The sequence below is a fragment of the Actinoallomurus rhizosphaericola genome (assembly GCF_024055675.1).
In the GTDB taxonomy this organism is placed as follows: Bacteria; Actinomycetota; Actinomycetes; order Streptosporangiales; family Streptosporangiaceae; genus Actinoallomurus; species Actinoallomurus soli.
Window position 1 is genome coordinate 67,282 of sequence record NZ_JAMXMW010000020.1, and the last position, 25,634, is coordinate 92,915.

The window sequence follows — 25,634 nt, forward strand, 5'->3', positions numbered from 1 at the left end:
CCGGCCGTTCACGATGGACGGCATGAGCGGAGTCATGGTGAGGAAGGTCCGGCCGGGAGACGGCGAGGGCTGTGCGCGGGCCTGGCGAGACGCCGGCCGCCACTACGCCGCGATCGTGCCGGAGGTCGTTCAGGAACCCGACCCCGAGGGACTCGTCGAGTGGTTCGAGCAGTCCATCGGCCGATCACAGGGGGACGACACCGTCTGCCTGGTCGCCGAGGACGACGGGCGGGTGATCGGGGTCATCGAGGCCGCGGTGATCCGGCCCGCCCCGGACGCCCGCTGGCAGCTCCAGCGGGACCTGTCGCGGGTGCGCCTGGTGATCAACGCGCTCGCGGTCGTCGCGGAGTACCGCCGCCAGGGTGTCGGCACGGCGCTGATGGAGGCCGCCGAGGAGTGGGGGCGGGGTGAGGGCGCGGAGGTCGCGGTGACCGACACGAACCTGAGCAGCCCGCTGTCCGTCCCTTTCTACGAGAAGCGGATGGCCTACCGCAGACAAGGGGTCATCCTCCGCAAGCCCCTTCGATCCGAGTGATCCTGCGCTCGTGGTCGCCGGGGGCTCCGCGTCCGACGGCGCGGAGCCCCCGGCGAACGGCGGTCCACGGCGACCCCGAGATCCGGAACCGCCCGATGGACTCGATCAGCTGTCCGCGATCTCGGCGGGGTCGACCGGGATCGTCGGGCTCTGCCCGAGGGCCCGTTGTTTCGCCCCGGCGGACGAAATCGATGCGAGCTCAGCGTTGAAGTTCGCCAAGTAGGCTCGGTAAACGGCCGTACTAGTGATCTTCAGGTCCGACTCGTCATTGTGATAGAGCGAATTCGCGGTGTAGTTCGCCGAGCCGGTGAAGACGACCTTCCGCCCGCTCGCCCCGTTGTATCTGCCGTCGATCAGCAAATACTTGTTGTGCGTGTAGTGCTCGGCATATCCCTTACTGTTTCTGCCGTGCGTCGAGTCCCGTACATCAGCCCTCGACTTCGCCAAAGTCGACCGAACGCTCGAGGACACCGCGCTCTTGGTGTAAAGCACCGTCACCCTACATCCCTTGGATGCCATGGCGGCGACCTGCTTGGCGAGTGACAGCCGGTTATCGGTCCACTCGAACATCGCGATACGAATCTGAGTGGGATAAGTCTTCGAACAGGTGACGAGCTTCAACGCACTCAGGATCGTGTCGCTGCCGCTCCTGGCCTTGGGCCAGTAGTACGCCTTCGGGTTCGAACCGTACGTCCAGTAATAGTCCTTCTTGTGAGCGCCTGTCGCGCCTCTCGACATGTCGGTGAAGTATTTGACGTAGGCGTTGTAGAGGCCCGTGTTGCCGACCACCGTGTAGCTGTTGTTCCAGGCGACCTTCGCCTGTGCGGTCGTGGGGTTCGCGCTGGAGACGGTCACGGTGCGCCTGCCTCCGCCGGAGAAGAGGTAGTACTTCGCGTGGAGCCACGCCGCCGATTCGCCGCCCGAGTAGTCATGGCTGATGCATCCGCCGTAACACAGCGCCGCATAGCTGCTCGCGCTCTTGGTGCTCACCTTGCTACCGAGTGCGGCCACGAGACGTTTCCAGATGGCATTCTTGGAATGCTGGTCCATGAGGACCTTCACATGAACTCCGCGCTTATGTGCGGCGATCAGCTTGTCGGCGAAGTCGTTCAGAGTCATGCTGTACACCGCGACCCGGATCACCGACCCTTTGGGAGCCGTGTCGATGTTGTGCTCGATCTGTCGGACAATCGCGTACTGCCGGGCCGAACCGCCCTCAGGGTCGTTGAAGACCGGCCCCGCTTGCGGGCTGAACGCCGCACTCGCCGTACCGACGCCGACGGAACCGACCCCCACGCCGACCAACCCGATGGCGGACATTCTCGCCACCATACGCCGGAAGGTGAAATACCGCACGCATCTCCCCGTTCCCCTGGAAAAAGCCTATGAGGACTTTAACTACGGGAACGGCATAAGGGAAGTTTGCGACCCGCTTCGGCCATACAGCGACATGTGTACGCCGCCGTCGCTGATCACTTCGGCGACGTCGCGGTAGAGGAGTCGATGCCGTCGACGAAGGCGAGAACGGCCTTCGCCAGCTCTTCGGGGGCCTCCATCGCGGCGTAGTGGCCGACACCGTCGAGCCGGACGGAGCTGATTCCCGACGACGCGGCGCGGGACATGGTGTCGGCCGTGAAGGAACCGCCCCCGGCGCCGACCGCGAGCACGGGCACGTTCAGGCCAGGTGATTCGGCGAGGGCCTGGATCTCGGGGCCCTCCCGCAGCATCGACCGGTAGAGGCCGATCGCGCCGCGCCAGCCGTCGGGACGCGCGTACGTGCGGGCGAACTCGTCGATGTCCGCATCGGCGATCATGGAGGGGAATGCGTACCGCCCGAGGAACTCGCGTTCGCGGCCGGTCAGGAGCATCTCGGGAATGCCGGGCGCGGTGAGGGCCCCGATGTGCCAGGCACCACCGCGGGTGATGTCGGCCAGCATCTCGAGACCGAACCCGGCCAGACCCATCTCGATGGCGGTGAGACTGAGCACGTCTTCGGGGTGGGTGGTGGCCAGTCGGAAGACCGTCGCCCCGCTGATGTCCTGCCCCGTGAGGTGGACCGGGCCGATGCCGAGGTGTGCGATCAGCTGGTGCAGGTCTTCGGCCGCGGTCGTGCTGGTGAAGTCGCTCGGCGCGACGTCCGAGTCGCCGAAGCCGCGCAGATCGACGGCGAAGACCCGGTGACTCGCGGCGAGCAGGGGGATGAGCCGGCGGAAGGCGTACCACGTCTCGGGGAAGCCGTGGACCAGCAGGATCGCGGAGCCCACGGTTCCCGCGGCGACGTAGTGCAGGGTCGTTCCGTTGACGTGGGCACGGTGGTGGGCGATCCCCGGCACCGTGGGACTCGCTGGTGTGGTCATGTTTCTTCTCCTCGACTAGACACCATGGCTGTCGAAATATAGACACCAAGACTGTCGAAGTCCAGAGGGTGCCGTAGTCTTGCCGCATGTCTCGCTCTGGTGCCGATCTCGCGCTACTGCTGCTCGGGGGCTTCCGTACGCTCGTGGACGCCGCGATCGTCGAACTGGCCGAGCGCGGGCACGAGGACGTGCGACCCGTCCACGACTTCGCCCTGCGAGCCATCGCCGCAGGCGCCGACAGCGCCTCGGAGCTGGGCCGCCGCCTGTCGATCACCAAGCAGTCGGCGGCGAAGACCATCGTGGTGCTCCAGGAGCGCGGATACGTGACACGCGAGCCGGATCCACGCGACGGCCGCCGCAAGCGGCTTCAGGTCACCGCGCTCGGCTTCGAGGTGTTGCGCCAGGGTGAGGCGATCTTTGACGAGCTACGTGAACAGTGGGCGAAGCAGATCGGTGCCGCCGAACTGGAGACCATCGAAAAGCACCTGACCGCACTGGTGGGCGCGCAGCCCGTGCGCTTCGACACGCCCGGCTGGATCGCCCGCGACGTCGGCGATCCGGTCTGAGCCACCGCTACGAGCGCGCTCTCCCATGAGCGACCGTACGGTGCCGGCGCGCATGACCGTCGACACCGGCCGATCACCCCGAGCCCTGACCCGCCCGGTCCGAGCGCCGGCTCAGACCTGCTGCTCGCTGGGGTCACGGATCATGCGGATGGTGGGTTCCTTCTCGGTCATCCCCGCGTCTCCCGCGCGTTCCATCGCCATGTGAGTCGCCCGCATCACCGCGTCGGCGGCGGCGTCCGCAGCCGCGACGACGTCCGGGCGGCTGGTGCGCCACAGCACTCTGACGATGTAGTACCCGGTGACCGGCAGGTCGGTGATGGTGGCGTTCTCGAGCTGTCGCAGTTGCGCGCCGACGAACGCGGGAACGACCGTGGCGCCGAGCCGTGCGGCCACCATGGCGCGTACCCCGGCCTGATGCAGCGCGCAGTGCTCCAGTGAAGGCCGAATCCCATGCGCGGCCATCAGCCTTTCGTGGGCGCGGCCGTTGGCGGAGGACTCCGACATCGTGATCCACGGGCGGCCGGACAACTCCTGGACCGTCCGCGGAGCCGGCCACCCGTCCGGGACCACGATCCGGTACTCGTCGCGGAACAGGACGCGGGCGCGGACGCCGAGAGGCAGGGGCAGGGCGGTGTCCAGGTCATCGGCGACCAGCAGGACGTCCAGGTCTCCCAGCCGCAACGCGTGCAGCCCCTCGACGATCGCGGTCTCGACGAACCTGGGGACCAGCGCCGGGTGAGTGACGGTCAGTTCCGCAGCGGTATCCGTGGTCAGCTGGCTGAGGCCGTCGAGGGGCGCGCCGATCGAGACGGGACCGCTCACCCGGCCGCTCAGCGCGCTCAGCCGGCGCGCCGCGTCGGTCAGTGCCTCCGCGATGCGCTCGCCGCTGTCGGCCAGCAGCCGCCCCGCCACGGTGAGTCGCAGCGGCCCGCCCGCCCGATCCACGAGCGGCATGCCGACATCCCGCTCCAACCGGCTGAGCTGCTGGGAGACGGCGGAGGGAGTATGGCCGAGAACGCGTGCGGCGGCGGCCAGGGACCCGCCGTCGGCGATCGCCCGCAACAGGAGCAGCCGCCTCGGATCGAGCTCCATGGCGTTAAGTATTTCTAATCGGTGGGTTGAGTGATGCCGTATTGCCGCCCTCGAACGCCGATCGCGACGATGTCCGGGTCGCGACATGCCACGTCGAATCCCTCACCGAAGGAACTGACCATGTCACGCCCAAGATCACGCGCGGTGTACGGCGCGGTCGCACTCGCCTGCGTCCTCACCGCCACCGCGTGCGGCCCCGACCACGCCTCCGGCGGCGGTGGTCCGCGGGCATCGGCCGGCGCTCCGACCCGGGCCACGGCCGCACCGGCCGCGCCCGCCAAGGCGTACGTCCTCACCACCCCGCCCAGGATCGGCGCCTACCCGCGGTACCGCATGACCGCCGACCAGCAGCGCATGCTGGCCCAGGCGCTGGCGGGGCAGACCCGGGCACTCGGCATCTCCGGCACCCAGATCTCCGCGGTCTACGAGGACAAGGCCGATCAGCTGTACGCGGTGTTCGCCGGGCTCAACGGGAGCGGCTTCGACCCCGCGACACTTCACGCCAAGCTCTGGAGACCACCACAGACGCAGGTCGTCGGCACCGCTCGAATGACGTCGAGTTGGGAGGACACCGATCCGGGCCCCCACGGCGGAGCGGCCATCTGCAACCAGACGCTCGGTCAGTCGGGCATGATCGCCGCCGAGGGCACCTCCTGCTCCTGGATGAGCACCACCACTTTCGGCGTCGTCTTCCTCCGGCAGCCCCGAGGCGCCCGGCAGATCTTCTACAACCAGACCGCGGCGAACATCGGCCCCATCATGCGTAAGATCCGGGCCGCCGTGGAGCGGCGGCAATAGCCTCGGGCGCCCTGGACCGGTCGGGTTCCCCACTGCTCCAGGATCGACCGGATCATGCGACGTGCGCCACATCCGGCGCACGTCGCTTCTCGGGGCCCGGCGTATGCGGTGAGCAGTGCGGCTGAGGCGGCGCTGAGCGCTCGGCTTCCACCTCAGCCACTGACCGACCTTGCGCCAAGTGCGGTGTCGGGCATCCCCGAGGTGCCCCCGCCGGAGGCGCGGTCTTTGCTGCGTTGATTCGGACGACTGTGGGAGCTGCCGTGGGTGCTTGGGGATATGGCCCTTTCGATAACGATGCGGCCGATGACTTCCTTGCTGAGCTGGAGCGGACGAACGATGCGCCTGCTGACCTACGCAAGGTTTTGACACGGCGTTGGCCGGCCGTGCACTCGGCCGTTTGCTGGACCCGGTCGACAACGAGTGGCATGACCTGTGGGTTCGATCGAACGCGCTCGACCAGGTAGCGGTGGAGTTGGAGCGGTTCCGGCGCGCGGTGGCACGGTTCTGATGACGCTGCGAGGTCTGCTGCCGTCGATCGCGGTATGCGGCCGCCCGACCGGCACGGCCGGAGGGACCGACACCAGTGCCCGGATGGCCGCTGCCCTGTGGGACGAGGAGTAGCAACTGCAACGGGAACTGCAACTGGGGCCGCAGGTGCCCCAGGAACGATCAAGGGCCTTCCCCGTCGTCTGCTGGGGAAGGCCCTGATCACTGGGCGGAGGCTCGGGGATTTGAACCCCGGATGGACGGTAAGCCCAAACCGCATTAGCAGTGCGGCGCCATAGACCGGACTAGGCGAAGCCTCCTCGGTGGCCACCAGGCCGCACACAGCGTACCGGGCATCAGCCCCTACCGGCAAAGCGTTAGGCCACGTCGCTCGAATCAGGCCCGTACGCGGTCGCCCGGTGGCCTTGCGCCGAGGGTTTTCGTCGCTCCGGCGACGAGGATCCTCGGCGCTGAGCGCCCGCTGACGACACCCCGCGGCGCCCCACCCTGCTCTCGCCACCTCGCCGTCGGGACGGACCGCGGCGGGGGCTGAGGGGCGGGGCTAGGTGGTTTCGGTGACTTCCAGGGCGCCGTCGGCGTACATCTGGCGGAGGGTGCGCTTGGAGAACTTGCCCACCGAGGTCTTCGGGACGGCGGCGATGAAGGACCAGCGCTCCGGGACCTGCCACTTCGGTACGCGTTCGGCGAGGTAGGCGCGCAGCTCGTCGGCGGAGGTGCCGGCGCCTTCGCGGAGGACGACGGAGGCGAGCGGGCGTTCCTGCCACTTCGGATCGGGAACGCCGATGACGGCGGCCTCGATGACGTCCGGGTGGCCCATCAGGTGGTTCTCCAGGTCGACCGACGAGATCCACTCGCCGCCGGACTTGATGACGTCCTTGGCGCGGTCGGTGAGGACGAGGTAGCCGTCGGGGGAGACCGTGCCGACGTCGCCCGTGCGCAGCCACCCGTCGTGGAACTTCGAGGGGTCCTCGTCCTTGTAGTACGAGCCGGTGATCCAGGCGCCGCGGATCTCGATCTCGCCGACGGAGGTGCCGTCGGCGGGCAGGGCCGTGTCGCCGTCGCCGACGACGCGGACCTCCAGGCCGCTGAGGATGCGGCCCTGGGTGGCGCGGTACCGCCAGGGGTCGGGGCAGGCGGGCGGCGGGTGCGCGATCGAGGCGACGGGGGAGGTCTCGGTCATCCCCCAGGCCTGCACGATCCGTACGCCGAGGTCGTCGAACGCACGGAGCAGGGACTCGGGGACGGCCGAGCCGCCGCAGGGGACGAGGCGCAGGGAGCTGAGGTCGGACTCGTTCTCCCGCGCGTACCGGAGGACCTCGTTCCAGATGGTCGGGACCGCGCCGGAGACGGTCGGGCGTTCGTCCTCGATGATGCGGACGAGCGGCTCGGGCTGCAGGAACCGGTCGGGCATGACCAGCGACGCGCCGGCCATGAGGGCGGCGTACGGGAGGCCCCAGGCGTTCGCGTGGAACATCGGCACGACCGGCAGGACGCGGTCCGTGGCGCAGAGCCCGACGGCGTTGCCGGTGCAGACGGCCATCGAGTGGAGGTACGCGGTGCGGTGGGAGTAGACGACGCCCTTGGGATTGCCGGTGGTGCCGCTGGTGTAGCACATGGCCGCGGCCTGGCGTTCGTCGATCTCCGGCCAGTCGAACGTGTCGGGTTCGGCGGCGAGCAGGGCCTCGTACGAGTGCAGCTCCTTGCCGGCCGACTCCAGCGGCGTCACGTCGGCCTCACCCACGACGATCACGTGGCGGACCGTCTTCATCCGGGGCAGGACGGCGGCGAGGAGAGGGACCAGGCTGTCGTCGACGATGACGACGTCGTCCTCGGCGTGGTCGGCGATGTAGACGAGCTGGTCGGCGGCGAGCCGGATGTTGAGGGTGTGCAGGACCGCGCCCATCGACGGGACGGCGAGGTACGCCTCCAGGTGCTCGGTGTTGTTCCACTGGAAGGTCGCGACCCGCTGGTCGGCGTCGACGCCGAGACGGCGGAGGGCGTTCGCCAGCCGGGCGGCGCGGCGGCCGAGCTCGGCGTAGGACGTGCGCCGCATCCCGTCGCCGGTGAAGGTCGCGACCTCGGCGTCACCGGAGATCTGGGTGCCGTATCGCATGATCGAGGAGATGGTCAGCGGATAGTCCTGCATCGTGCTCCACACGGCGGCCTCCACGCTCGAGGGTGTGACCGGATTGTGGTCCTCCGCACAGTCCCATGTCAGCATGTCCGGGCAAATCCGCGCTCAGTCCAGGGCGGCGAACTCCTCCTCGGCGTCCTCGCGGAGTTTGGCCATGGCGCGGGAGACGGTGCTCTTGACCGTTCCGACGCTGACGCCGAGGGCTTCGGCGATCTCGGCCTCGGTGAGGTCGTCGAAGTAGCGCAGCACGATGTACGCGCGCTGGCGGGCGGGCAGGCGGTCCAGCAGGCGTTCGAGGGCGTCGCGCAGTTCGCTGCGGCCGGTGTGGTCGGCGACGGGAGTGTCGGGCATCTCGTCGGTCGGGTACTCCTCCAGCCGGCGGCGCCGCCACCAGGAGATGTTGATGTTCACCATCGCGCGGCGGACGTAGCCGTCGAGGGCGGAGCGGTCCCTGATCCGGTCCCAGGCGAGGTACGTCCTTGCCAGGGCGGCCTGCAGGAGGTCCTCGGCCTCGGTACGGTCGGCGGTGAGCAGGAGGGCGGCGCGCAGGAGCGTGGGGCGCCGTGCCGCGACGAAGTCACGGAACTCATCGTGCGACGCAGTTCCCACGGGACCGCCCGGCATGCTGGGGAGTTCGTACCGACGATGCCGACGATCGCACGCGGACCGTAATTACGGATCAACTCGCGCCTCATGTTTCGGCCAACGCGCCGCGCATCAATCATGAAAAACTGTCACGTATACCTATCGGCATCTTTGGCCGATTTGGACAAAGGAGTCGACAGAAGGAACGCGTGGGGTAAGGCTTGACGTGCGGCTTCCCGCCGCAACGGCCGTGAGCACTGTCATCGATGTTCGGAGCTTCCCCCATGCTGCCTTCCCGCGATTTAATGCACCGCCGACGCAGGCTCCGGGCGGCGGTGTCGGGCGACGCGCCGCATTATCCGGAAAGAGAAGACCATTGGCCACGGCGCGCGCTGGAGGGGGTGATCGTCGATGCCAGTCCGCATGTTCTCACGCTCGCCCTGGGGGACGGCTCCGAGGTGCGGCTGCCCATGTCGGCGAGCGTCTCCATCTGGTACGACGGCCGCGCCGAGCTCGCGGCGCTCCGCCCCGGCCGGTACGCCGTGGTGCGCCCGGCGGCGACCGGAGGGCTGGCCGCGGAGCAGATCTGGGTCGACATCGCACGGGTCACCGGCGTGATCACCAAGCGCGTCGGCGACGTGTTCGAGGTCGACGCGGGGCCGCATCGCGGGCGGCTCGCCGTGACCGTGCCGGCGCAGGCGCTGCGACGCGTGCAGGTGCGTCATCCGCGGCTGGAGCCGGGTGCGCTGCTGGACGTGATCGGGGTCCGGCGGGGCCATGAGGTCCTCGGGCTGCGGCCCGCGCACACCTCGCCCCAGCCCGCTCCGCACGCGATCGAGCCGGCGTCGCGCGGGGTCGCCGGGTCCGTACGGGTCCTGCGCGGCACGGCGACCTGGTTCGACCACCCCGACGGCGTGCGCGGCGCGGCGTACCCGGCCCTGGACCCGTACGGCGACAGCGGTGGCTGCGGCACCGGCCCGGTGACCCGGCTGCCGTACCTCTCGCTGGGCAGCGTGGTGCGGGTCCGCAACGAGTGCACCGGCCAGGAGGCGTCCGTGCCCGTCATCGAGTGCGGCTGCCTGGCGGCGCGCTTCTGCGACCGCTGCGTACGGTGCGGGACGTCACCGCGCGGACGGGTGGTCGAGCTGTCGAGGAGTGCCTTCGTCGATCTGGGCGGCGACCTGGACGCCGGATGCTTCAACGTCACGGTACGAGTGGATCAATGATGACCGAGCTCTTCCGCGAGGTGCAGATTCCGTTCCTGGCCGCCGTGCTCCTGGCCGCGGCGGCCGGCAAGGCGCTCCCCCAGGGCCGTACACCCCTCCCGACCCGGTACGGGGGAGGCGTCTCCGTCCTGGCCCTCGCGGCCGGCGAGGCGTTGCTCGGCGTCCTGCTGCTGACGACCTCGCTGTTCGTGGTGCGGCTGGCGAGCGTGGTGTTCTTCGCGACCGCCACGTCCGTGGTGGCCGACCTCGTACGGCACGGGTCCGATGAGGCGTGCGGCTGTTTCGGCCGGTTCAGCACGGAGCCCGCGCGCCGTCTGGGCGTCGTACGGGCCGGGGTGCTGACCGGGGCGGCCATCCTGGCGGCCGGCGTCCCCCGTACCGGCGCGCGGATCCTCGCCTCGGCGGACGGCCGGTCCGCGGCGCTGCTGGCCGTGGAGTGCCTGGCGTTCCTCGCGCTGTCCCCCGAGCTGGCGGCCGCGGTCGAGCGCAGGCTGCATCCGGTCCCGTGCGAGCTGCGCGAGGTCCCCCTCGACGCGACGTACGCGACCCTGCGGCCGAGCCCCGCGTGGCGCGAGCACGCGGGGTCCCTCACCTCCGCCGAGCCCACCGACGTGTGGCGTGAGCTCTGCCACCGCTACCTCGTCTACCCCGGCGAGGTCGACGGCCGGCCGGTCGAGGTGGTGTTCGCCGTCCCGGTCGACGGGGGACCGGCGGCCGTACGCGCCGGGCTGGCGTGGGACTCGGGGTGGGATCGCCAGGACGACGACTCCGGACCGCAGCGGGTGCACAGTCCCGTCGGATGACGCTGACGGCACGCCGACTCCCGCCCGCCGAGTGCCGCAGGCGGCACGCCGAGACCCGTCCGCCGGGGACGCTGACGGTGCGCTGACATCGGTCCGGTGCGGGCTGCCAGCGGGCCGTCAGCCCGCGGTGCGCGCCGGGCGTGAGAGTCGGATCAGGCGCGGGAACGCCGCGTCTGATCCGAGTCTCAGGGAGTCCTCTCATGCGGAACACGCGCGTTCTCATCTCCGGCGCCGGCATCGCGGGTCTGGCGCAGGCGTACTGGTTGGAACGGCACGGCTTCGACGTGACCGTCGTGGAGCGGGCGGCCGAGCCCCGGCCCGGCGGTCAGGCGATCGACGTACGCGGCACGGCGCTGACCGTCGCCGAGCGGATGGGCATCCTGGCGGACCTGCGCCGGCTCAAGACGGACATGCGCGGCTCGTCGATGGTCGACGGGTCCGGCAACGAGCTGTACTCCAGCACCGAGCGGACGTTCAGCGGGGGCCCCCTCGACGGACCCGACGTCGAGATCATGCGGGACGACCTGGTCGGCCTGCTGCGGGAGGCCGCGGGGGACCGGGTGGAGTACCTCTTCGACGACTCGATCGCCGCGATCGCCCAGGACGAGGAGGGCGCGCACGTCACGTTCGAGAGCGGCGTCGCACGGTCGTACGACCTGGTGGTGGGCGCCGACGGGCTGCACTCGAACGTCCGCAGGCTGGTCTTCGGTCCCGAGACCGACTTCATCCAGCACCTCGGGATGTACGTCGGGGTCTACACCGCGCCGAACTTCCTCGGGCTCGACCGCTGGCAGACCTTCTGCATGGAGGACGGCGTCGGCGGTGGCGTGATGACCGCCCGCGGCAACACCGAGGTGCGGGTGTACGTCGGGTTCTCGTCCGAAGAGCCGTTGGACTACGACTACCGGGACATCGAGGCGCAGAAGCGGCTGCTGGCCGACCGCGTCGGCGACGTGTGGGTCTTCCCCACCGCGCTGAAGTACATGTGGGACGCGCCGGACTTCCACTTCGACGGCATGGCGCAGATCCACATGGACCGCTGGGCGCGCGGCCGGGTCGTGCTGCTGGGCGACGCCGGCTACTGCGGGTCGCCGATGTCGGGTCAGGGGACGAGCATGGCGCTCATCGGCGCGTACGTCCTGGCGGGGGAGCTGGCGGCGGCCGGCGGCGACCACGAGGCCGGGTTCGCGGCGTACGAGGCGGAACTGCGGGACTTCGTCGCCAAGAACCAGGCGCTCGCGCTGGTCGACCGGGACCGCCTGGAGGCGTCCGGCGAGGACGCGGTCCCGGACGACGACATCGCGCGCCTCATGGAGGTGGTCAACTCGCTCACGTTGAAGGACTACGCGCCGGCCGGGGACCCGGCGAATGTCCGGCGGTAGCTCGTGGGCGGGACGCCGACGACGCGGGCGAAGTGGCGGCGGAGCATGGTGGCGGTGCCGAACCCGGTGCGGGCCGCCACCTGCTCGACCGCCAGGTCGGTGGTCTCCAGCAGGCGCTGCGCCTCGGCGACGCGCTGCCGGATCAGCCAGTGCGCGGGCGTGGTGCCGGTCAGCTGCGTGAAGTGCCGGGCGAACGTCCGCGGAGCCGTGCCCGACCGCCTCGCCAGGTCCGCCACGGACAGCGGCTCGGCCAGGTGGTGGCGGGCCCACTCCAGGGTGTCGGCGACGGCTGACTGCGCGGTGGCCGGGGCGGGGACCGGGCGCTCGACGAACTGCGCCTGGCCGCCCTCCCGGTGCGCGGCGGTGACCATGCGGCGGGCGATGGCGTTGGCGACGGCCGCGCCGTGGGCCCGGCGTACGAGGTGGAGGCACAGGTCGATGCCCGCCGCCGTGCCCGCCGAGGTCCAGATGCCGCCGTCCTCGGTGAACAGCACGTCGGGCTGGATGCGCGCGGCGGGGTGACGCTCGGCGAGCGCGCCGGTCAGCGCCCAGTGGGTGACGGCCCGGCGTCCGTCGAGCAGGCCGGCCGCGCCCAGCACGAACGCCCCGGCGCACAGCGACGCGATGGGCACCTTCGCCTCGTACGCGGCGCGCAGCGCGCCGAGGACGGCGGCGGGCACAGGGGCGAGGGCGTCGACCCGGCCGGGGACGACGACCAGGTCGCACTCGGTCAGCGCGTCCAGGCCCCGGTCGGGCGCGAGGGTGACGCCGTGGTCGAGCACGACGGGGCGCTCGCCGCAGCGCCACAGCGCGAAGTCCGGGCAGCCGGGGCGGGGGACTCCCCACACTTCGGTGATCACGCCGTAGTCGAAGGGGCGGATGCCGTCGCAGACCACGACGCCGACGGTACGCATGGCAGGAAAGTACCGCACACCGGCTTTTCTGCCACTCGTCGGCCGACGCCGTGCGCGGAATGCTCCCTGACATGACAGAACTCACCGAGAACGCGGCACTCATCGTCATCGACGTCCAGAAGGGGTTCGAGGACCCGTACTTCGGCCGGCGCGACAACCCGGCCGCCGAGGACAACATCGTGGCCCTCATCCGGGCCTGGCGGTCGGCGGGCCGGCCGATCGTGCTGGTCCGGCAGGACAGCGCCGAGGGATCGCCGCTGGCGCCGACGTCACCGGGGAACGCGATCAAGGACGTCGTTCTCGCGGCGTTCGAGGGCGCCGAGCCCGACCTGTTCGTGACCAAGAACGTCAACTCGGCGTTCTACGGCACGCCGGACCTCGACGGCTGGCTCCGCGAGCGGGGCATCGGCCAGCTCGTGATCGTCGGCATCCAGACGAACATGTGCAACGAGACCACCGCCCGCATGGGCGGCAACCTCGGGTACGACGTGCTCTACCCGATCGACGCCATGCACACGTTCGACGCCGTCGGCCCGGACGGGGAGACGGTGACCGCCGAGGAGCTCACCCGGGCCACGGCCGCCAGCCTGCACCACGGCCGGTTCGCGCGCGTCCTGCGCACCGCCGACGTCCTCGGCCTCTCTGCGGGCGTATAGCGGACTCTTTCCTCCAGGCTAGAAAGCGCTATAGAGACCTCGAGTCGACTCTCGACCATTCTCTAGGGCTATCTAACGTCGCAGCTAGACAGGCGTAGATTCCGCTCGACGCCCGAGGCCCGGCGCTCGATCGGGCCGTCTACGCCTCTCTAGCGTGTTCACAAGAGACCGAAATACGAGGTCAGACGGTCGCGGCCGGCGGAAGGACGATCCGCCGGACGCCGAGGAGTCAGACCGGCTGAGACCGCAGGAAATGCCCGAAGTGCGGCACCGTGAAGGCGACCAGGCCGCGCTCCGCGCTGTAGATCAGCCCCTTCTTGATCAGGCCGTCGCGGGCCGGCGAGAGGCTGGACGGCTTACGGCCCAGCTCCTCGGCGACGGTGGAGGTCGGCACCGGGTCGTCGCCCAGCGACGCCATGGCCCGCATGTAGTCGCGCTCGGCCGGGGTCGCGCGCTCGTACCGGCTGCCGAAGAAGCCGACCGCCAGCTCCCCCTCCGCCTCCGGGGCCGCGACCTTGATGTCGTCCGCGCTGATCGGGGTCTCGGGCGCGATGTCCCAGGCGACCTTGCCGTACGCCTGGACGAAGTAGGGGTAGCCGTCGGCCGCCTGGTAGAGCGCGTCGAGGGCGTCCGGGGTGAAGGTCACGCCCTCCCGCTCGGCCGGGGCGAGCAGCGCCAGGTCGGCCGCGGACCGGTCGAGCCGGTCGATGCGGGCGTACCGGAAGAGGCGCTCGGAGTAGGACTTGCTGGCCGACAGCACCGCGGGCAGGTGCGGCAGCCCGGCGCCGACGACGATGAGCGGGCCGCCGCTCTGGGACAGCTCGTGGCAGGCCGCGCACAGCGCCGACACGTCGTCGGCCGGGATGTCCTGCATCTCGTCGACGAACAGTGCGATGCCCACCCCGAGGTCGGTGGCGACCGAGGCCGCGTCGACGAACAGCTCGGTCAGGTCGATCTCCAGGTCGCCGGAGTCGGCGCGCCCCCGTGCGGCGGGCACGTCGATGCCCGGGTTCCACCGGCGCGGGACGGCCTTGCCCTTGGCCGGCTCGGTCTCGGCCTGTGCGAACGCCTTCAACACCCCGAGGAACCCCTCGATGCGGTCGGGCGCGCGGTGCCGGGGCGCCAGCTCGCGCACGGCCATGTGCAGGGCGGAGGCCACGGGACGGCGGATCGACTGGTCGGGGCGGGCCTCGATCTTGCCGGTGCCCCACAGCCGCTGGATCGCCATCGACCGGAACGTGTTGAGCAGCACGGTCTTGCCCACGCCGCGCAGGCCGGTCAGGATCATGCTGCGCTCGGGGCGGCCGTGCGCGACGCGTTCGAGGACCACCTCGAACTGCCGCAGCTCGCGGTCGCGGCCGGTGAGCTCTGGGGGCCGCTGCCCCGCGCCGGGGGCGTACGGATTGCGCACGGGGTCCACGCTCTCGGACTCTATGAGCGGATATAGCTGCGGCCGTAGATTTCCGTAGAAAGTGCTACGGCGTGTCGCGCGCCGGTGCGGCCGGCACCGCGTCGCGCCCGGAGCGGTGAGGATCGCCACCGGCCCCGCCTCCTCAGACATGCGCATACAGAATGTCGAACCTGTGTTCGAAGTTCTGCAACGGTAGCGCACCCGAGCGGCCCCGTCAGCGGAACGCCCGCTATCGGTCGAACAAAGTATCGATCATGCGATGGAGCGAGCCGGCCATCTCCGCGCGCTTGTCCGGCGCCGCCGCGATGACCAGACCCGCCTGCCATAGCGCGCCGAACAGCAGGTGGGCGAGCGGCTCCGGCGCCTCCCCCGGACGCAGCTCCCGTACGGAGGCCCGCAGCAGCCGCCGGGAGCAGTACGGGTTGTCGAAGTCGAGCGAACGCTCCCAGCCGAGCACCAGCGGACCCTCGATCAGCACGATGCGCCGGACCGCGGGCTCGAGACACGAGCCGAGGAACGAGTCGAGGCCGACCTTCAACCGCTCGACCGCGTCGCCCTCCGCCGTCTCGGCGGCCGTACGGGCGCGCTGGTAGATGTCCTTCTCGATCGCCGCGTGCGCCGCGCGGAACAGCTCCTCCTTGTCGGCGAAGTGGTGGTAGAGCGCGCCGCGCGTCACGCCGGCGCGACGAACGATCTCCGTCGTCGACGTCTCGGCGAAGCCCTTGTCGGTGAACAGGGCGATGGCGGCGTCGACCAGTGCCGCCCGCGTCGCCTCACCCTGTTCCACCTTGAGACTCATGAGGGTCATCGTAGGTGCACGTTGATGCTCGCGTCCGTCCCGAACTCTCCCGGATCCGCCCGTCCGGTCGCCACCAGCACGAACCGCAGGGGATCGCCCCGCAGCACGGGGCCGCCGGCGCCGACCGCGTACTCACCGGCCCCGTCGAGGACCAGCCGGACCGGGCCCCGCCCCAGCCGCTCCAGCTCGTCGCGCAGCCACCGGACGCTCGCGAGCAGGCCGGGCCCGCGTTCACCGGGCCGCCCGAGCGCGGCCCGGATGTCGTCGCCGTGCACGAACGCGTCGTACCAGAGCGTGTGGACGCCGTTGCCGAGCGACCGATGCGGCTGCGGGCTCGGCCGTTCCCAGGCCGCGTCGTCGAGCGCCTCCAGGAACGGGATGAGCCGGGCGGCGGCCTCGCGCAACCGGGCGGCGAGATCCGCCGGCTCGGCGTCCCGGAACGCCCGTGCCTGGTCGTCGGGCGTACGCGAGCCGATCACCCCGCGCACGGAGTCGACGACGTTCCCGACGACGTGACCGGCGACGTCGCGGACCTCCCAGCCCGTACACCGGGTCGCCGTGCGCCATTCCTCCGGCGACAGCCCGTCGATCAGCGCGGCGAACCTCGCGTACTCCCCCGCCAGACCCGCAACGACCTCCGCTCGCCTCATCGGACGTCCCCGGCGACGGCCCGCGTCTCCGCCCGTACGGCCCCCGCCGACCTCACCGCGTCGCCCCCGGCGACGGCTCGGGCCTCCGCCCGTACGGCCTCCGCGATCCGGGCGACGGCCTCCAGGTGGGGCAGAGCGTCCAGGGCGCCGACGCGGATGACGAACCGCCGCGCCCCCGCCTCCGCGTACGCCGTCAGGCGCTCGACGCACTCGTCCGGCGTGCCCGCGATGAATGCCTGGAGCCGCGCCATGTCGTCCAGCGAAGAGCCGTAGTAGCCCCGGACGTAGGTCTCCAGCTCCGCCCGCGCCCGGTCCGGATCACGCTGCGGGAGCACGGTCACGTACAGCGCGGGCGTGACCGCATCGGGCTCGCGTCCGGCCGCGGCGGCGACCGCGTCGATCTCCGTACGCTGCCGGCCGTACTCCACGGGATCGGGGAGGTACGGCAGCCAGCCGTCGAAGAGCCGCCCGACCCGGTCGACCGCCTTCGGCCCGGCACCGGCCAGCCAGAGCGGCGGTCCGCCCGGCCGCGCCGGCGCCGGAAGGTCGGCGAGGCCCTCGAAGCGCCAGTAGCGGCCGTCGAACGTGTCCGGCCGGTCGACGCTCCACAGCGACCGCCACAGCCGTACGGTCTCCAGCAGGCGGCCGAGCCGCTCGGTGAACGGCACACCGGCCGCGGCGAACTCCGCCGCCGTCTGCGGGTAGGGGAAGCCCGCGCCGAGGCCCAGCGTCAGCCGGCCTTCGCTGACGAGGTCGAGTGTCGTGATCGCGTGCGCGGCGAGCAGCGGCTGCCGGAGCGCGCCGGTCAGCGCCGCCGTTCCGACGCCCACGGTGGAGGTCGCGGCGGCGACGGCGGACAGGAGGGTGAGTGGTTCCACGCGGGGCCGTGCGGTCAGTGAGTCACCGGCCCATACGGACCCGAAGCCCAGGTCCTCCGCACGCCGCGCGAAGTCGATCAGTCGTGTCACGTCCCGGTCGCCGCTGATCGCGGCTTCCCGGGTGGGGAGAAGAACACCGATGTCGATCACGCCGCACACCATACATACATGCAGCCTGTACGTACAGTCTGCATGCATGTCCTCTGAACGCATCGCGCTCACGCGCCTAGATGATCAGGAATCGAGAAGCGCGAGTTCCGGCATCGCTTCTAGTCTGTTCGTCACAGGGGTTCACCGGATGGGCGTAAGACCATCTCTCAAAGCCTCGACCATCAAGCGATCCGCAAGAAAGAGATCAACCATGAGCAACACCGCCGACAAGGCGTACGAGGGGTTCACGGCCGAGGAGCGGGCCGCGATGAAGGACCACGCCCAGGAGATGAAGAAGTCGGCGCGGCGCAGTTCAAAGGCCGAAAAGGCGGCGGAGGCGCTGCGGGACGCGCTCGCGAAGATCGCCGAGATGGAGGACTCGGACCGGGCCATGGCCGAGCGGGTGCATGCCGTCATCACGGCCAACGCCCCGGCTCTCGCGCCGACGACGTGGTACGGGATGCCCGCCTACGCGCTGGACGGCAAGGTCGTCTGCCACTTCCAGCCCGCGAAGAAGTTCAAGACGCGCTACGCGTCGCTGGGGTTCAGCGACGTGGCCAAGCTGGACGACGGAACGATGTGGCCGGTCGCATTCGCCCTGGCCGAGATCACCCCCGAGGTGGAGGCGCGGATCGCCGAGCTCGTGAAGCAGGCGGCGAGCTGACATCTCCTCGGCTCTCACAGTGGCCGCCCTCCACGTGTCCCAGGGCGGAGCCCGATAGGGCCGCCGGTGGGGCGGCGAAGCCGATCAGCTTCACGTTCTGGTCAGAAGATAGCCTGACGAAGCACGGCAAATGGTCAGCGCTTGACCAAACCGGCGACACCTCCTGCCGGCAGCGAATCCAAAGCGTCTACCAGGAGAAGAATTTTCTACTCCTAGTAGACGCCTCGCAATAAGCACTCCCCCTCGGGAGAGTGGTTTCCGCCGATTCGGGGGATTGGTGGTCGGGGTCAGCCGGGTCCGTCGCTCGCGGATGCCAACAGTGGCACCACCACCTCGCTGATGGGCAGCGGAATGCCATGAGCTCGCCCACGCCGGACTATGACACCGTTGCGGAGATCCCATTCGAGCGGCCGGCCGGCTTCACGGTCGGCGAGGATGGAGGTGCCCATGTCGGCCGGGTACGCCTGGAACGCGGCGACGATCTCTTGCGGCACCTCGTCGCCCAGGACCGCGCCCTCCGCGCGGGCGACCTCAAGACACTCCTTCAGGTAGTCCAGGGACAACCGGGCGATGTCGGCGCGGCGGAACATGCCTGAACGGCGGCCGCTGAGAACCATCAGCCCGGCGACCGCGTTCTGGAGCAGCTTGCGCCACGCCACGGACGTGAAGTCCGCGGCCACATCGACCGCGCACCGGGTACCGCGCAGTGCGTCGAGCACCACCCGGGCCGCCGGTACGTCCGGCACGGTCAGGCGGGCCTCGCCGCGCAGCCACACCGAACCGCCGGGCTGGACCTGGGCCGGGAACCACACGACAGAGGGCACTACCGGGCGGTCAGGGACATAGGGCGCGACGGTCGATTCCTGCTCGACGCCGTTCTGCAGAACGCAGACCACGGTGTCCGCATGGCACAACGCCGACAGCCACGGCGCCGCCGCGTCCACCTGTGTCGATTTGACGGCGAGGAAGACAAGGTCGACCGCCTCTTCGGTCTGCGCTGGATCGATCCGCACCGGACCGGGCACGACGACGAGACCTTCGGCGTCCTGCAGCTCCAGGCACTCGCGAGCCGTGCGGCCACAGAGCATCGGGGTCCGGCCGGCCTCGTGCAGCGCCGCCGCGACGGTGGTGCCGATCGCCCCCGGACCCACCACGGCGACGGTCGGGTGCCTGGACGTTGCCATCTTCTCTGGAGAGTCGATCTTGGCCATGATGGCCAGGTTACGCTGTTACACATGGCCCATGGCAGCGGTAATGAAATTTCTCCCGGCGATGATCCGCTCACGAGATGGCTCGGGATCATCCAGGCTCGCAGCGGCGGTCTCGCCGCGAGTGAGGCGAAGGTGGTGAACCTCCTGCTTTCGGATCCGTTGTTCGTCGGCACGAGCACGACCTCGCAGGTCGCCGCACGCGCCGGTGTGTCCGCCCCGAGCGTGGTCCGCGCCGCGCGCGCGATCGGGTTCAACGGCTTCACCGAGCTCAAGCTCGAGATCGCTCGCGCCCGTGGGACCACCGAGTTCTTCGCGCCCTCCGAAGCACTCGCCGAGAACGCCTCGACGGCCACCGTGCTGGAGACATCGGTACGAACGGGCATCGACGCGATGACCGCACTCAGTGGCGCCCTGGACCTCGCCGCTCTGGACGAAGCGGTCACCGCGCTGCGAAGAGCGGGTCAAGTGATCGTCGTGGGTGCAGGCACATCCGCGGCGGTCGCCGCGGACGCCGTGTTCCGCCTCCGCGCACTCGGCGTGAAGGTCTCGGCCATCCCGGACCACGAGTCGGCGATGATCGCGATGCGCCTCCTCGGCGTCGAGGACGTCGTCATCGCCGTCAGCTCGACTGGACGCACCTCATCGACGGTCAGTGTCGCCGACGCCGCCTGCTCCGCCGGCGCGACGCTGATCGCGATCACCAATCAGTACGACACGCCGCTCGCCGTCCTCGCCGACATCGCCCTCGTCGTCGGCGGCGCACCCTTGCCGGCGCAAATGGCCGCTGCGGGAAGCCGGCTCGCCCACCTCGTCGTCATCGACGCGCTGGCGGCCGCTCTCGCCGTCCGGGACCCGGACCGAAGCCGCCGAGCCGCGCACGCGAGCATCGACCTCCCCGACATCCACTGATGCGGCCCGGCACCATCGCCATCGTCCTCGTCGCCGCGGTCGCGCATGCGGTCTGGAACACGATGTCGAAGTACAAACGAGGCGACACCATCCTGTTCGTCTGGGCCTACACCTGCGCGGCGGCACTGCTGTGCGTGCCGATCGGCATCGCCCCCGTGATCGCCGGCACGCAGCCGGTGAGCTGGCAGCTCGCGGCCGGTTCGATCGTCTCGGCCGTACTGCACGCGGTGTACTCCTTGACACTGCAGGCCGGTTACGACCGCTTCGACCTCGGCGTGGTCTACCCCGTCGCTCGTGGGACCGGGCCCGTTCTGACGATGCTGTCCGCGATCCTCCTCCTCGGAGAGCGGCCCACCGGGATCGCGGTGATCGGCGCCATCGTCGTCGTCGCCGGCATCGTCATCGTCGCCGGCAACCCCTTCCGAAGCGGTCAACGCCACCCCCTTCGCGGCGTGCTCTGGGGCACCGCGACCGGTGCCACGATCGCGGCGTACACCCTCTGGGACAGCTACTCGGTCACATCCCTGCACCAGACCCCCGTGACCTATTTCACCGGCGCGTTCCTGCTGCAGAGCCTGCTCCTGACCCCACGCGCCCTCCACCGACGGGATCAGATCCAGACCGCCATCCGGACGAACGCGGCGCCGATCCTGACCGTCGCGGTGTTCTCCCCGCTGGCCTACATCCTCGTCCTCACCGCCATGCGGACCGCACCCGTCGCGCTCGTCGCCCCCCTGCGCGAATCCTCCATCGTCGTCGGATCCCTCCTCGCCTGGCGGCTCTTTCACGAGACCCACCTCGCGCGCCGCATCATCGGCGCCGCGATCGTCCTCGCCGGAATCGCGGCGGTCAGCCTCTGACGCCCGCCGAGTCGGACCCTCCCCCTCCGACGAAGTTGGATATTCCCTCGCATAACACAAACGATCTTTAACCTGGCCCGTCAGAACCCCCCCTCCCGGCCGGATGTCTCATCAGTTGTCCGAAATCCGGGGGGGGATCGACCCCGTGTGTTACGCGAGCGGTTCGTCGGCGGCGCTGCGGTGCGGGACCTTCTCGGCGGGGACGGTGCCCATCCGGCCGGCCTGGAAGTCCTCGAACGCCTCGATGATCTCCTGGCGGGTGTTCATCACGAACGGGCCGTACCGCGCGATCGGCTCCCGGATCGGCAGGCCGCCGAGGATGAGGATCTCCCAGCCGTTCCGGCCGGCCAGCGGCTGGGAGTCGGCGGCCGTGACGGTGAGCGCGTCGCCCTTGCCGAAGACCGCGAGCTGCCCCTCGTCCACCGGCCGCCCGTCCGGTCCCGCCTGGCCACGGCCCGACAGGGCGTACACCAGCGCGTTGAAGTCGCGCGGCCACGGCAGGGTGAGCCGCGCGCCGGGCGCGACCGTCGCATGCAGGTAGGTGATCGGCGTGTACGTCACGCCGGGCCCCTGGTGTCCGGCCAGCTCGCCGGCGATGACCCGGACGATGGACGAGCCGTCGTCGCTGGACAGCAGCGCCACGTCACGGGACTCGATGTCCTGGTACCGCGGCGGCACCCGCTTCTGGGCGCGCGGCAGGTTCACCCACAGCTGCACGCCGTGGAAGAGCCCGCCCTTGGTGACCAGTTCGGGCGTGGGCTGCTCGATGTGCTGGATCCCGGCGCCCGCGGTCATCCACTGGGTGGCGCCGTCGGTGATCAGTCCGCCGCCGCCGGTGGTGTCCTGGTGCTGGAACGCGCCGTCGATGATGTAGGTCACGGTCTCGAAGCCGCGGTGCGGATGCCACGGCGTGCCCTTCGCCTCACCCGGCGCGTACTCCACCGCGCCCATGTGGTCGAGCAGGAGGAACGGGTCGGCCAGCGACAGGTCGATGCCGGGGAACGGCCGGCGGACCTGGAAGCCCTCTCCTTCGAGGTGCTTGGAGGCGGTGACGACCTTCGCGACCGGCCGCCAGGCGGTGTCCTGCTCCGGCAGGCGGGGCAGTCGGGTCAGGGTCAGCGGGTCTGCGGTGACGGCGGGCATCGGGTCCTCCTCGGTCGATACGACCAGTGGAACGTGATTGAAGATTCAACTATTCCGCCGCACCCTCGCTCCGGCACGCCGAACAGCCGCACCGCACGCTAGTCGAAGCTTGTTGAAAATTCAATCAATAAGTATCATGGAGACATGAGCGAACCGCGCTGGCTCGATGCCTCCCAACAGCGTGACTGGCGCGCCTACATCGAGGGCAGCGTCCGGTTGGCCGACCTCCTCGACCGTGACCTGAAGGCCAAGCACGGGCTGACCACCGCCGAGTACGAGATCCTCGTGCGGCTCTCCGAGGCTCCCGACCGGCGGCTGCGCATGGCCGAACTCGCCGAGTACGCGAGCCAGTCGCGGAGCCGTCTCTCCCACACCGTCGCACGCCTGGAGTGCAAGGGTCTCGTTTCGCGCGGCACGTGCGGCGACGACAAGCGCGGAGTCAACGCCGAGCTCACCGAGAAGGGCTTCGCCTTCCTGGAGCGGGCCGCGCGCGATCACGTCGCCACCGTACGGGAGTACTTCATCGATGTCATCGACCCGGAGGACCTGAAGGCGGTCGGCCGGGCCTTCAGCGCCGTCGTCGAGCAGGTCGGCAAGGCCCGCTGAGCGCAGGTCGGCGAGGCCCGTCGGGTGCGAGCCGGCCGAGGTCACGAGTTCAGCCCGGTGCAGAAGCCGAGCGAGAACAGCGTCATGAACGTCCAGCCGCACATCAGCCCGACGCCGTACAGCCGCGTGAAGCCGGTCATCTTCCAGGCGAGGAAGCCGCCGAGCCCGAACGCCAGCAGCAGCAGCGCCAGCGCCTGGGCCAGCAGGCTGAAGTCCTTGCCGCCGGAGAGATTCATCTCGAGGGCGGAGTACATCATGATCGAGTCGACGAGGATGAAGGTGACGAGTCCGCTACCGACAGCGGTGATCTCCCGCATGCCGAGGGTCGGTCGCCGCTTCTCGCCCGTATCCGTCATGATCGGTCCTCGCGGATCGACTGCCCCGGCCGTAGCGGCAGACTAGTTCGCCCGCCGATTACGGACGAAGCACCGGCGCCCGCATGTAATCCTTCCGTTATGGAACGCCTGACCCTGGCCGCCGTCCTGGGTGGCGCGGCTCTGGCACTTTCGGCCTGTGGCGGAGGATCGTCGGGTACGACGGCCCGTCCGCCCGCCGCGCCGGCGGCGACGTCGCCGGTCACCACTCCGGGCTCAGCCACCCCGACCTCCTCGCCTTCCGCAACGGCCTCGGCGAGACCGCAGACCTTCACCGCAAAGATTTCGAAGATTCCGTCGCGCGCGACGGTCAAGTACTCCTGGCACTCCGGCTGCCCGGTCGGTCTCGACGACCTCCGGCTGATCCGGATGACGTACTGGGGCATGGACCACAAGCCGCACCAGGGCGAGATGGTGGTCAACGCCCGCGTGGCCTCCAAGGTCGTGAGCGTCTTCCACAAGCTGTACGACCAGCGCTATCCGATCCGGCGCATGGAGCTCGTCGACAAGTACAAGGGCAGCGACTTCGACTCGATCGAGGCCGACAACACCTCGGCGTTCAACTGCCGGAACGCCACGGGGTCCAGTAACTGGTCGCAGCACGCGTACGGGCTCGCCGTCGATCTCAACACGTGCGAGAACCCCTACGTGCACTCCAACGGCCACATCGAGCACCCGCGCTGCGTCAAGTACGGCGACCGCAAGCGCAAGGACCCCGGCGTGATCCATGCGGGTGACAAGGTGGTCCGGGCCTTCCGCTCGATCGGCTGGGGCTGGGGCGGCACGTGGGGCGGTCCCTGGGACTTCCAGCACTTCTCGGAGAGCGGCCACTGACCGGTCGCGGCGGGCGTGCCGCCGTCAGATGACGAGGAGCGCGATCACCACGATGACCACCAGCAGGACGACCCCGCCGCCGATGATCAGCCCGGTGTTCGGGCCGGACGACGCGGAGTCTCCCCGGTTGGCGAACGCCCGGAACTGCTGGGTGCTGCCCGCAGGATCCTGTTCGTTTTTCGGCATGCACGTGAAGATAGTGGAGATACGCCGAGGTCACCGACCTTTCGCCACATCCGGCGAGACCGGGTATGACCAGGGACGTCGGGCGGTCGGCGGCCGCGCTTTCCAACCTCGGAAGCGTCACATAACGTGACACGCATGGGCGGATCGGAAGTGCGCGCTGAAACAGCGCGCGGCGCGGCGTACGACGCTCCCTCCGGCGCCCTCCTCCTCCGGCTGCTGGACGAGCTCGGACCGGACAACCAGTACCTCATCGTCGACCGGCTCGACGCGCCCGGGGCCGGCCACTACATGCAGGTGTACCGGGAGGTCGACGGGACGTTCGCCGTGGAGTACCGCGAGGGCGCGGCGGACCGGCACTTCGAGGCCGTCGCCGTCGACCTCTGGCAGGTCCACGAGGTTCTGACCGCCTGGGCGGCCGACGCACCGGGATGGCGAGACGCGTTCGACTGGCAACACTGGCCCTCGGACGGATGAGCCCCGGCCGACGGACGAAACCGAAGGACAAATCAGTCGCGCAGGGCGCGCCGTCCGCTTACCGTTCGACCATGGCGCTGCTCCTTTCGGTCAACATCGGACGGCCACGGCCGAACCCGTGGAAGACCACGGGAATCACGGGCATCGACAAGCGTCCCGTCGACGGGCCGGTCGCCGTCACCGCGCCGGGGCCGAAGGGCACGGGCGCCGTCGGCCTCGCCGGTGACCGCGTATACGACGTCCGGAACCACGGCGGCGACGACCAGGCGGTGTATGCCTACGCGCGCGAGGACCTGGACGGCTGGGCGGCGGAGCTGGGCCGCGAACTGCCGGACGGCGTCTTCGGCGAGAACCTCACGACCTCCGGCCTCGACGTGAACGGCGCGCTGATCGGCGAACGCTGGCGCGTCGGCGAGCGGGTCCTGCTCGAGGTCTCCTGCCCGCGCATCCCCTGCGGCACCTTCCAGGGCTGGATGGAGCAGCAGGGCTGGATCAAGCGGTTCACCCGGGCCGCCCTCCCCGGCGCGTACCTCCGGGTGATCGAACCGGGCGACATCCGGGCCGGCGACTCGATCACGGTCGAGGACCGCCCGGCGCACGACGTCACCGTCGCGCTGGCCTTCCGCGCCCTGACCTTCGAGCCGGAGCTGCTGCCCAGGCTGTCGGTGGCCGAGGCCCTGCCGCAGGAGGACCGGCGGCGGGTACGGCGCCGCACCGGCTGATACCTCGCCCGCCCTCGGTGAGACCCGGCGTACGGCAGGTGTCCGGCGCGCGCGGCCTCGCTCGGGCCGCTAAGGTGTTGACCACTTGGAGGGTTCGCATAGTGGACTAGTGCAGGCGCCTTGAAAGCGCCCAGGGCTGGGGACAGTCCTCGTGGGTTCGAATCCCACACCCTCCGCCGACCGAAGAGGCCGCCGCCCGTGCCGGGCG

The 25,634-nt window shown here is 70.1% G+C and carries 29 protein-coding genes and 2 tRNA genes; 16 read left to right on the forward strand and 15 right to left on the reverse strand.

Annotated elements, in window-relative coordinates:
• Window positions 1–22 precede the first annotated feature (22 nt).
• Complete coding sequence (locus NE234_RS34590; RefSeq protein WP_252785114.1) at window positions 23–535, forward strand: GNAT family N-acetyltransferase; 513 nt, start codon at window positions 23–25, stop codon at window positions 533–535.
• A gap of 105 nt (window positions 536–640) precedes the next feature.
• On the opposite strand, the gene NE234_RS34595 is transcribed toward NE234_RS34590, so the two are convergent.
• Both NE234_RS34595 and NE234_RS34600 read right to left on the reverse strand, forming a co-directional pair.
• Window positions 641–1,855, reverse strand: a complete 1,215-nt coding sequence (locus NE234_RS34595) for a phospholipase D-like domain-containing protein (RefSeq protein ID WP_252785115.1) — start codon at window positions 1,853–1,855, stop codon at window positions 641–643.
• A gap of 152 nt (window positions 1,856–2,007) precedes the next feature.
• Window positions 2,008–2,892 (reverse strand): alpha/beta fold hydrolase, encoded by an 885-nt coding sequence (locus NE234_RS34600; RefSeq protein ID WP_252785116.1) that lies wholly within the window; start codon window positions 2,890–2,892, stop codon window positions 2,008–2,010.
• 86 nt (window positions 2,893–2,978) lie between these two features.
• On the opposite strand from NE234_RS34600, the gene NE234_RS34605 reads away from it, so the two are divergent.
• On the forward strand, window positions 2,979–3,458 hold the full coding sequence (locus tag NE234_RS34605; RefSeq protein ID WP_252785117.1) for a MarR family winged helix-turn-helix transcriptional regulator: 480 nt from the start codon (window positions 2,979–2,981) through the stop codon (window positions 3,456–3,458).
• Between the two features lie 111 nt (window positions 3,459–3,569).
• Here the strand turns inward: NE234_RS34605 and NE234_RS34610 are convergent, their stop codons facing one another.
• A complete protein-coding gene (locus NE234_RS34610; RefSeq protein WP_252785118.1) occupies window positions 3,570–4,550 on the reverse strand; it encodes a LysR family transcriptional regulator in 981 nt (326 codons plus the stop codon).
• Between the two features lie 120 nt (window positions 4,551–4,670).
• Between NE234_RS34610 and NE234_RS34615 the strand changes: the two genes are divergently transcribed.
• Together NE234_RS34615 and NE234_RS46170 are read left to right on the forward strand one after the other, a co-directional pair.
• Window positions 4,671–5,348, forward strand: coding sequence for a hypothetical protein (locus tag NE234_RS34615; protein WP_252785119.1), 678 nt, complete (start codon window positions 4,671–4,673; stop codon window positions 5,346–5,348).
• Between the two features lie 260 nt (window positions 5,349–5,608).
• Window positions 5,609–5,812, forward strand: coding sequence for a DUF4259 domain-containing protein (locus NE234_RS46170; RefSeq protein WP_406567108.1), 204 nt, complete (start codon window positions 5,609–5,611; stop codon window positions 5,810–5,812).
• A gap of 252 nt (window positions 5,813–6,064) precedes the next feature.
• Here NE234_RS46170 and NE234_RS34620 read toward each other — a convergent pair.
• From NE234_RS34620 to NE234_RS34630, 3 genes are all read right to left on the reverse strand, one after another.
• Window positions 6,065–6,154 (reverse strand) — tRNA-Ser (locus tag NE234_RS34620).
• 242 nt (window positions 6,155–6,396) lie between these two features.
• Window positions 6,397–8,076 (reverse strand): fatty acid--CoA ligase, encoded by a 1,680-nt coding sequence (locus NE234_RS34625; RefSeq protein ID WP_252785120.1) that lies wholly within the window; start codon window positions 8,074–8,076, stop codon window positions 6,397–6,399.
• A gap of 18 nt (window positions 8,077–8,094) precedes the next feature.
• Window positions 8,095–8,613, reverse strand: a complete 519-nt coding sequence (locus NE234_RS34630; RefSeq protein ID WP_406567109.1) for a SigE family RNA polymerase sigma factor — start codon at window positions 8,611–8,613, stop codon at window positions 8,095–8,097.
• Between the two features lie 362 nt (window positions 8,614–8,975).
• Here NE234_RS34630 and NE234_RS34635 point away from each other — a divergent pair, with 362 nt between their 5' ends.
• From NE234_RS34635 to NE234_RS34645, 3 genes are all read left to right on the forward strand, one after another.
• The gene (locus tag NE234_RS34635) at window positions 8,976–9,800 is read left to right on the forward strand and encodes a hypothetical protein (protein WP_252785122.1); all 825 of its coding nucleotides are present in this window, start codon (window positions 8,976–8,978) and stop codon (window positions 9,798–9,800) included.
• Window positions 9,800–10,603 carry a MauE/DoxX family redox-associated membrane protein gene (locus NE234_RS34640; protein ID WP_252785123.1) on the forward strand — a complete coding sequence of 268 codons (804 nt, stop codon included), beginning with the start codon at window positions 9,800–9,802 and terminating at the stop codon, window positions 10,601–10,603. Before NE234_RS34635 ends, NE234_RS34640 begins: the two co-directional genes overlap by 1 nt.
• Before the next feature lie 200 nt (window positions 10,604–10,803).
• A complete protein-coding gene (locus NE234_RS34645) occupies window positions 10,804–11,985 on the forward strand; it encodes an FAD-dependent monooxygenase (RefSeq protein ID WP_252785124.1) in 1,182 nt (393 codons plus the stop codon).
• On the opposite strand, the gene NE234_RS34650 is transcribed toward NE234_RS34645, so the two are convergent.
• Window positions 11,946–12,899 carry a GlxA family transcriptional regulator gene (locus NE234_RS34650; protein ID WP_252785125.1) on the reverse strand — a complete coding sequence of 318 codons (954 nt, stop codon included), beginning with the start codon at window positions 12,897–12,899 and terminating at the stop codon, window positions 11,946–11,948. The two genes, NE234_RS34645 and NE234_RS34650, sit on opposite strands and share 40 nt — an antisense overlap.
• 71 nt (window positions 12,900–12,970) lie before the next feature.
• On the opposite strand from NE234_RS34650, the gene NE234_RS34655 reads away from it, so the two are divergent.
• Window positions 12,971–13,555 carry a cysteine hydrolase family protein gene (locus tag NE234_RS34655; protein WP_252785126.1) on the forward strand — a complete coding sequence of 195 codons (585 nt, stop codon included), beginning with the start codon at window positions 12,971–12,973 and terminating at the stop codon, window positions 13,553–13,555.
• A 229-nt stretch (window positions 13,556–13,784) separates the two neighbouring features.
• Here NE234_RS34655 and NE234_RS34660 read toward each other — a convergent pair whose 3' ends face one another.
• The 4 genes from NE234_RS34660 to NE234_RS34675 all read right to left on the reverse strand — a co-directional run bounded on the left by NE234_RS34660 (window position 13,785) and on the right by NE234_RS34675 (window position 17,443).
• Window positions 13,785–14,975, reverse strand: a complete 1,191-nt coding sequence (locus NE234_RS34660; protein ID WP_252785127.1) for an AAA family ATPase — start codon at window positions 14,973–14,975, stop codon at window positions 13,785–13,787.
• Window positions 14,976–15,195: 220 nt separating this feature from the next.
• Window positions 15,196–15,765: a TetR/AcrR family transcriptional regulator gene (locus NE234_RS34665; protein ID WP_252785128.1), complete on the reverse strand. Its 570-nt coding sequence runs from the start codon at window positions 15,763–15,765 to the stop codon at window positions 15,196–15,198.
• A gap of 5 nt (window positions 15,766–15,770) precedes the next feature.
• Entirely contained in the window at window positions 15,771–16,415 is a 645-nt protein-coding gene (locus tag NE234_RS34670; RefSeq protein ID WP_252785129.1) for a maleylpyruvate isomerase family mycothiol-dependent enzyme, read from the reverse strand.
• Window positions 16,412–17,443, reverse strand: a complete 1,032-nt coding sequence (locus tag NE234_RS34675) for an LLM class flavin-dependent oxidoreductase (RefSeq protein ID WP_252785130.1) — start codon at window positions 17,441–17,443, stop codon at window positions 16,412–16,414. The genes NE234_RS34670 and NE234_RS34675 overlap by 4 nt, the downstream gene beginning before the upstream one ends.
• 211 nt (window positions 17,444–17,654) lie before the next feature.
• Between NE234_RS34675 and NE234_RS34680 the strand changes: the two genes are divergently transcribed.
• On the forward strand, window positions 17,655–18,107 hold the full coding sequence (locus NE234_RS34680; protein ID WP_252785131.1) for an iron chaperone: 453 nt from the start codon (window positions 17,655–17,657) through the stop codon (window positions 18,105–18,107).
• Between the two features lie 287 nt (window positions 18,108–18,394).
• Here the strand turns inward: NE234_RS34680 and NE234_RS34685 are convergent, their stop codons facing one another.
• On the reverse strand, window positions 18,395–19,318 hold the full coding sequence (locus NE234_RS34685) for an oxidoreductase (RefSeq protein WP_252785132.1): 924 nt from the start codon (window positions 19,316–19,318) through the stop codon (window positions 18,395–18,397).
• A gap of 24 nt (window positions 19,319–19,342) precedes the next feature.
• On the opposite strand from NE234_RS34685, the gene NE234_RS34690 reads away from it, so the two are divergent.
• On the forward strand, window positions 19,343–20,227 hold the full coding sequence (locus NE234_RS34690; RefSeq protein ID WP_252785133.1) for a MurR/RpiR family transcriptional regulator: 885 nt from the start codon (window positions 19,343–19,345) through the stop codon (window positions 20,225–20,227).
• Window positions 20,227–21,087, forward strand: coding sequence for a DMT family transporter (locus NE234_RS34695; protein ID WP_252785134.1), 861 nt, complete (start codon window positions 20,227–20,229; stop codon window positions 21,085–21,087). Before NE234_RS34690 ends, NE234_RS34695 begins: the two co-directional genes overlap by 1 nt.
• A 150-nt stretch (window positions 21,088–21,237) precedes the next feature.
• Here the strand turns inward: NE234_RS34695 and NE234_RS34700 are convergent, their stop codons facing one another.
• Window positions 21,238–22,230, reverse strand: a complete 993-nt coding sequence (locus NE234_RS34700) for a pirin family protein (protein ID WP_252785135.1) — start codon at window positions 22,228–22,230, stop codon at window positions 21,238–21,240.
• Between the two features lie 144 nt (window positions 22,231–22,374).
• Here NE234_RS34700 and NE234_RS34705 point away from each other — a divergent pair, with 144 nt between their 5' ends.
• Window positions 22,375–22,836: a MarR family winged helix-turn-helix transcriptional regulator gene (locus NE234_RS34705; protein WP_252785137.1), complete on the forward strand. Its 462-nt coding sequence runs from the start codon at window positions 22,375–22,377 to the stop codon at window positions 22,834–22,836.
• A gap of 41 nt (window positions 22,837–22,877) precedes the next feature.
• Here NE234_RS34705 and NE234_RS34710 read toward each other — a convergent pair whose 3' ends face one another.
• Window positions 22,878–23,192, reverse strand: coding sequence for a hypothetical protein (locus NE234_RS34710; RefSeq protein ID WP_252785138.1), 315 nt, complete (start codon window positions 23,190–23,192; stop codon window positions 22,878–22,880).
• 99 nt (window positions 23,193–23,291) lie between these two features.
• Here NE234_RS34710 and NE234_RS34715 point away from each other — a divergent pair, with 99 nt between their 5' ends.
• Entirely contained in the window at window positions 23,292–24,044 is a 753-nt protein-coding gene (locus NE234_RS34715) for a M15 family metallopeptidase (RefSeq protein WP_252785140.1), read from the forward strand.
• Between the two features lie 24 nt (window positions 24,045–24,068).
• On the opposite strand, the gene NE234_RS34720 is transcribed toward NE234_RS34715, so the two are convergent.
• A complete protein-coding gene (locus NE234_RS34720) occupies window positions 24,069–24,230 on the reverse strand; it encodes a hypothetical protein (protein ID WP_252785146.1) in 162 nt (53 codons plus the stop codon).
• 135 nt (window positions 24,231–24,365) lie between these two features.
• Between NE234_RS34720 and NE234_RS34725 the strand changes: the two genes are divergently transcribed.
• From NE234_RS34725 to NE234_RS34735, 3 genes are all read left to right on the forward strand, one after another.
• Window positions 24,366–24,704, forward strand: a complete 339-nt coding sequence (locus NE234_RS34725) for a hypothetical protein (protein WP_252785149.1) — start codon at window positions 24,366–24,368, stop codon at window positions 24,702–24,704.
• Window positions 24,705–24,775: 71 nt separating this feature from the next.
• Window positions 24,776–25,426 (forward strand): MOSC domain-containing protein, encoded by a 651-nt coding sequence (locus tag NE234_RS34730; protein ID WP_252785150.1) that lies wholly within the window; start codon window positions 24,776–24,778, stop codon window positions 25,424–25,426.
• Window positions 25,427–25,513: 87 nt separating this feature from the next.
• Window positions 25,514–25,602: transfer RNA gene (locus NE234_RS34735), tRNA-Ser, on the forward strand.
• Window positions 25,603–25,634: the final 32 nt, after the last annotated feature.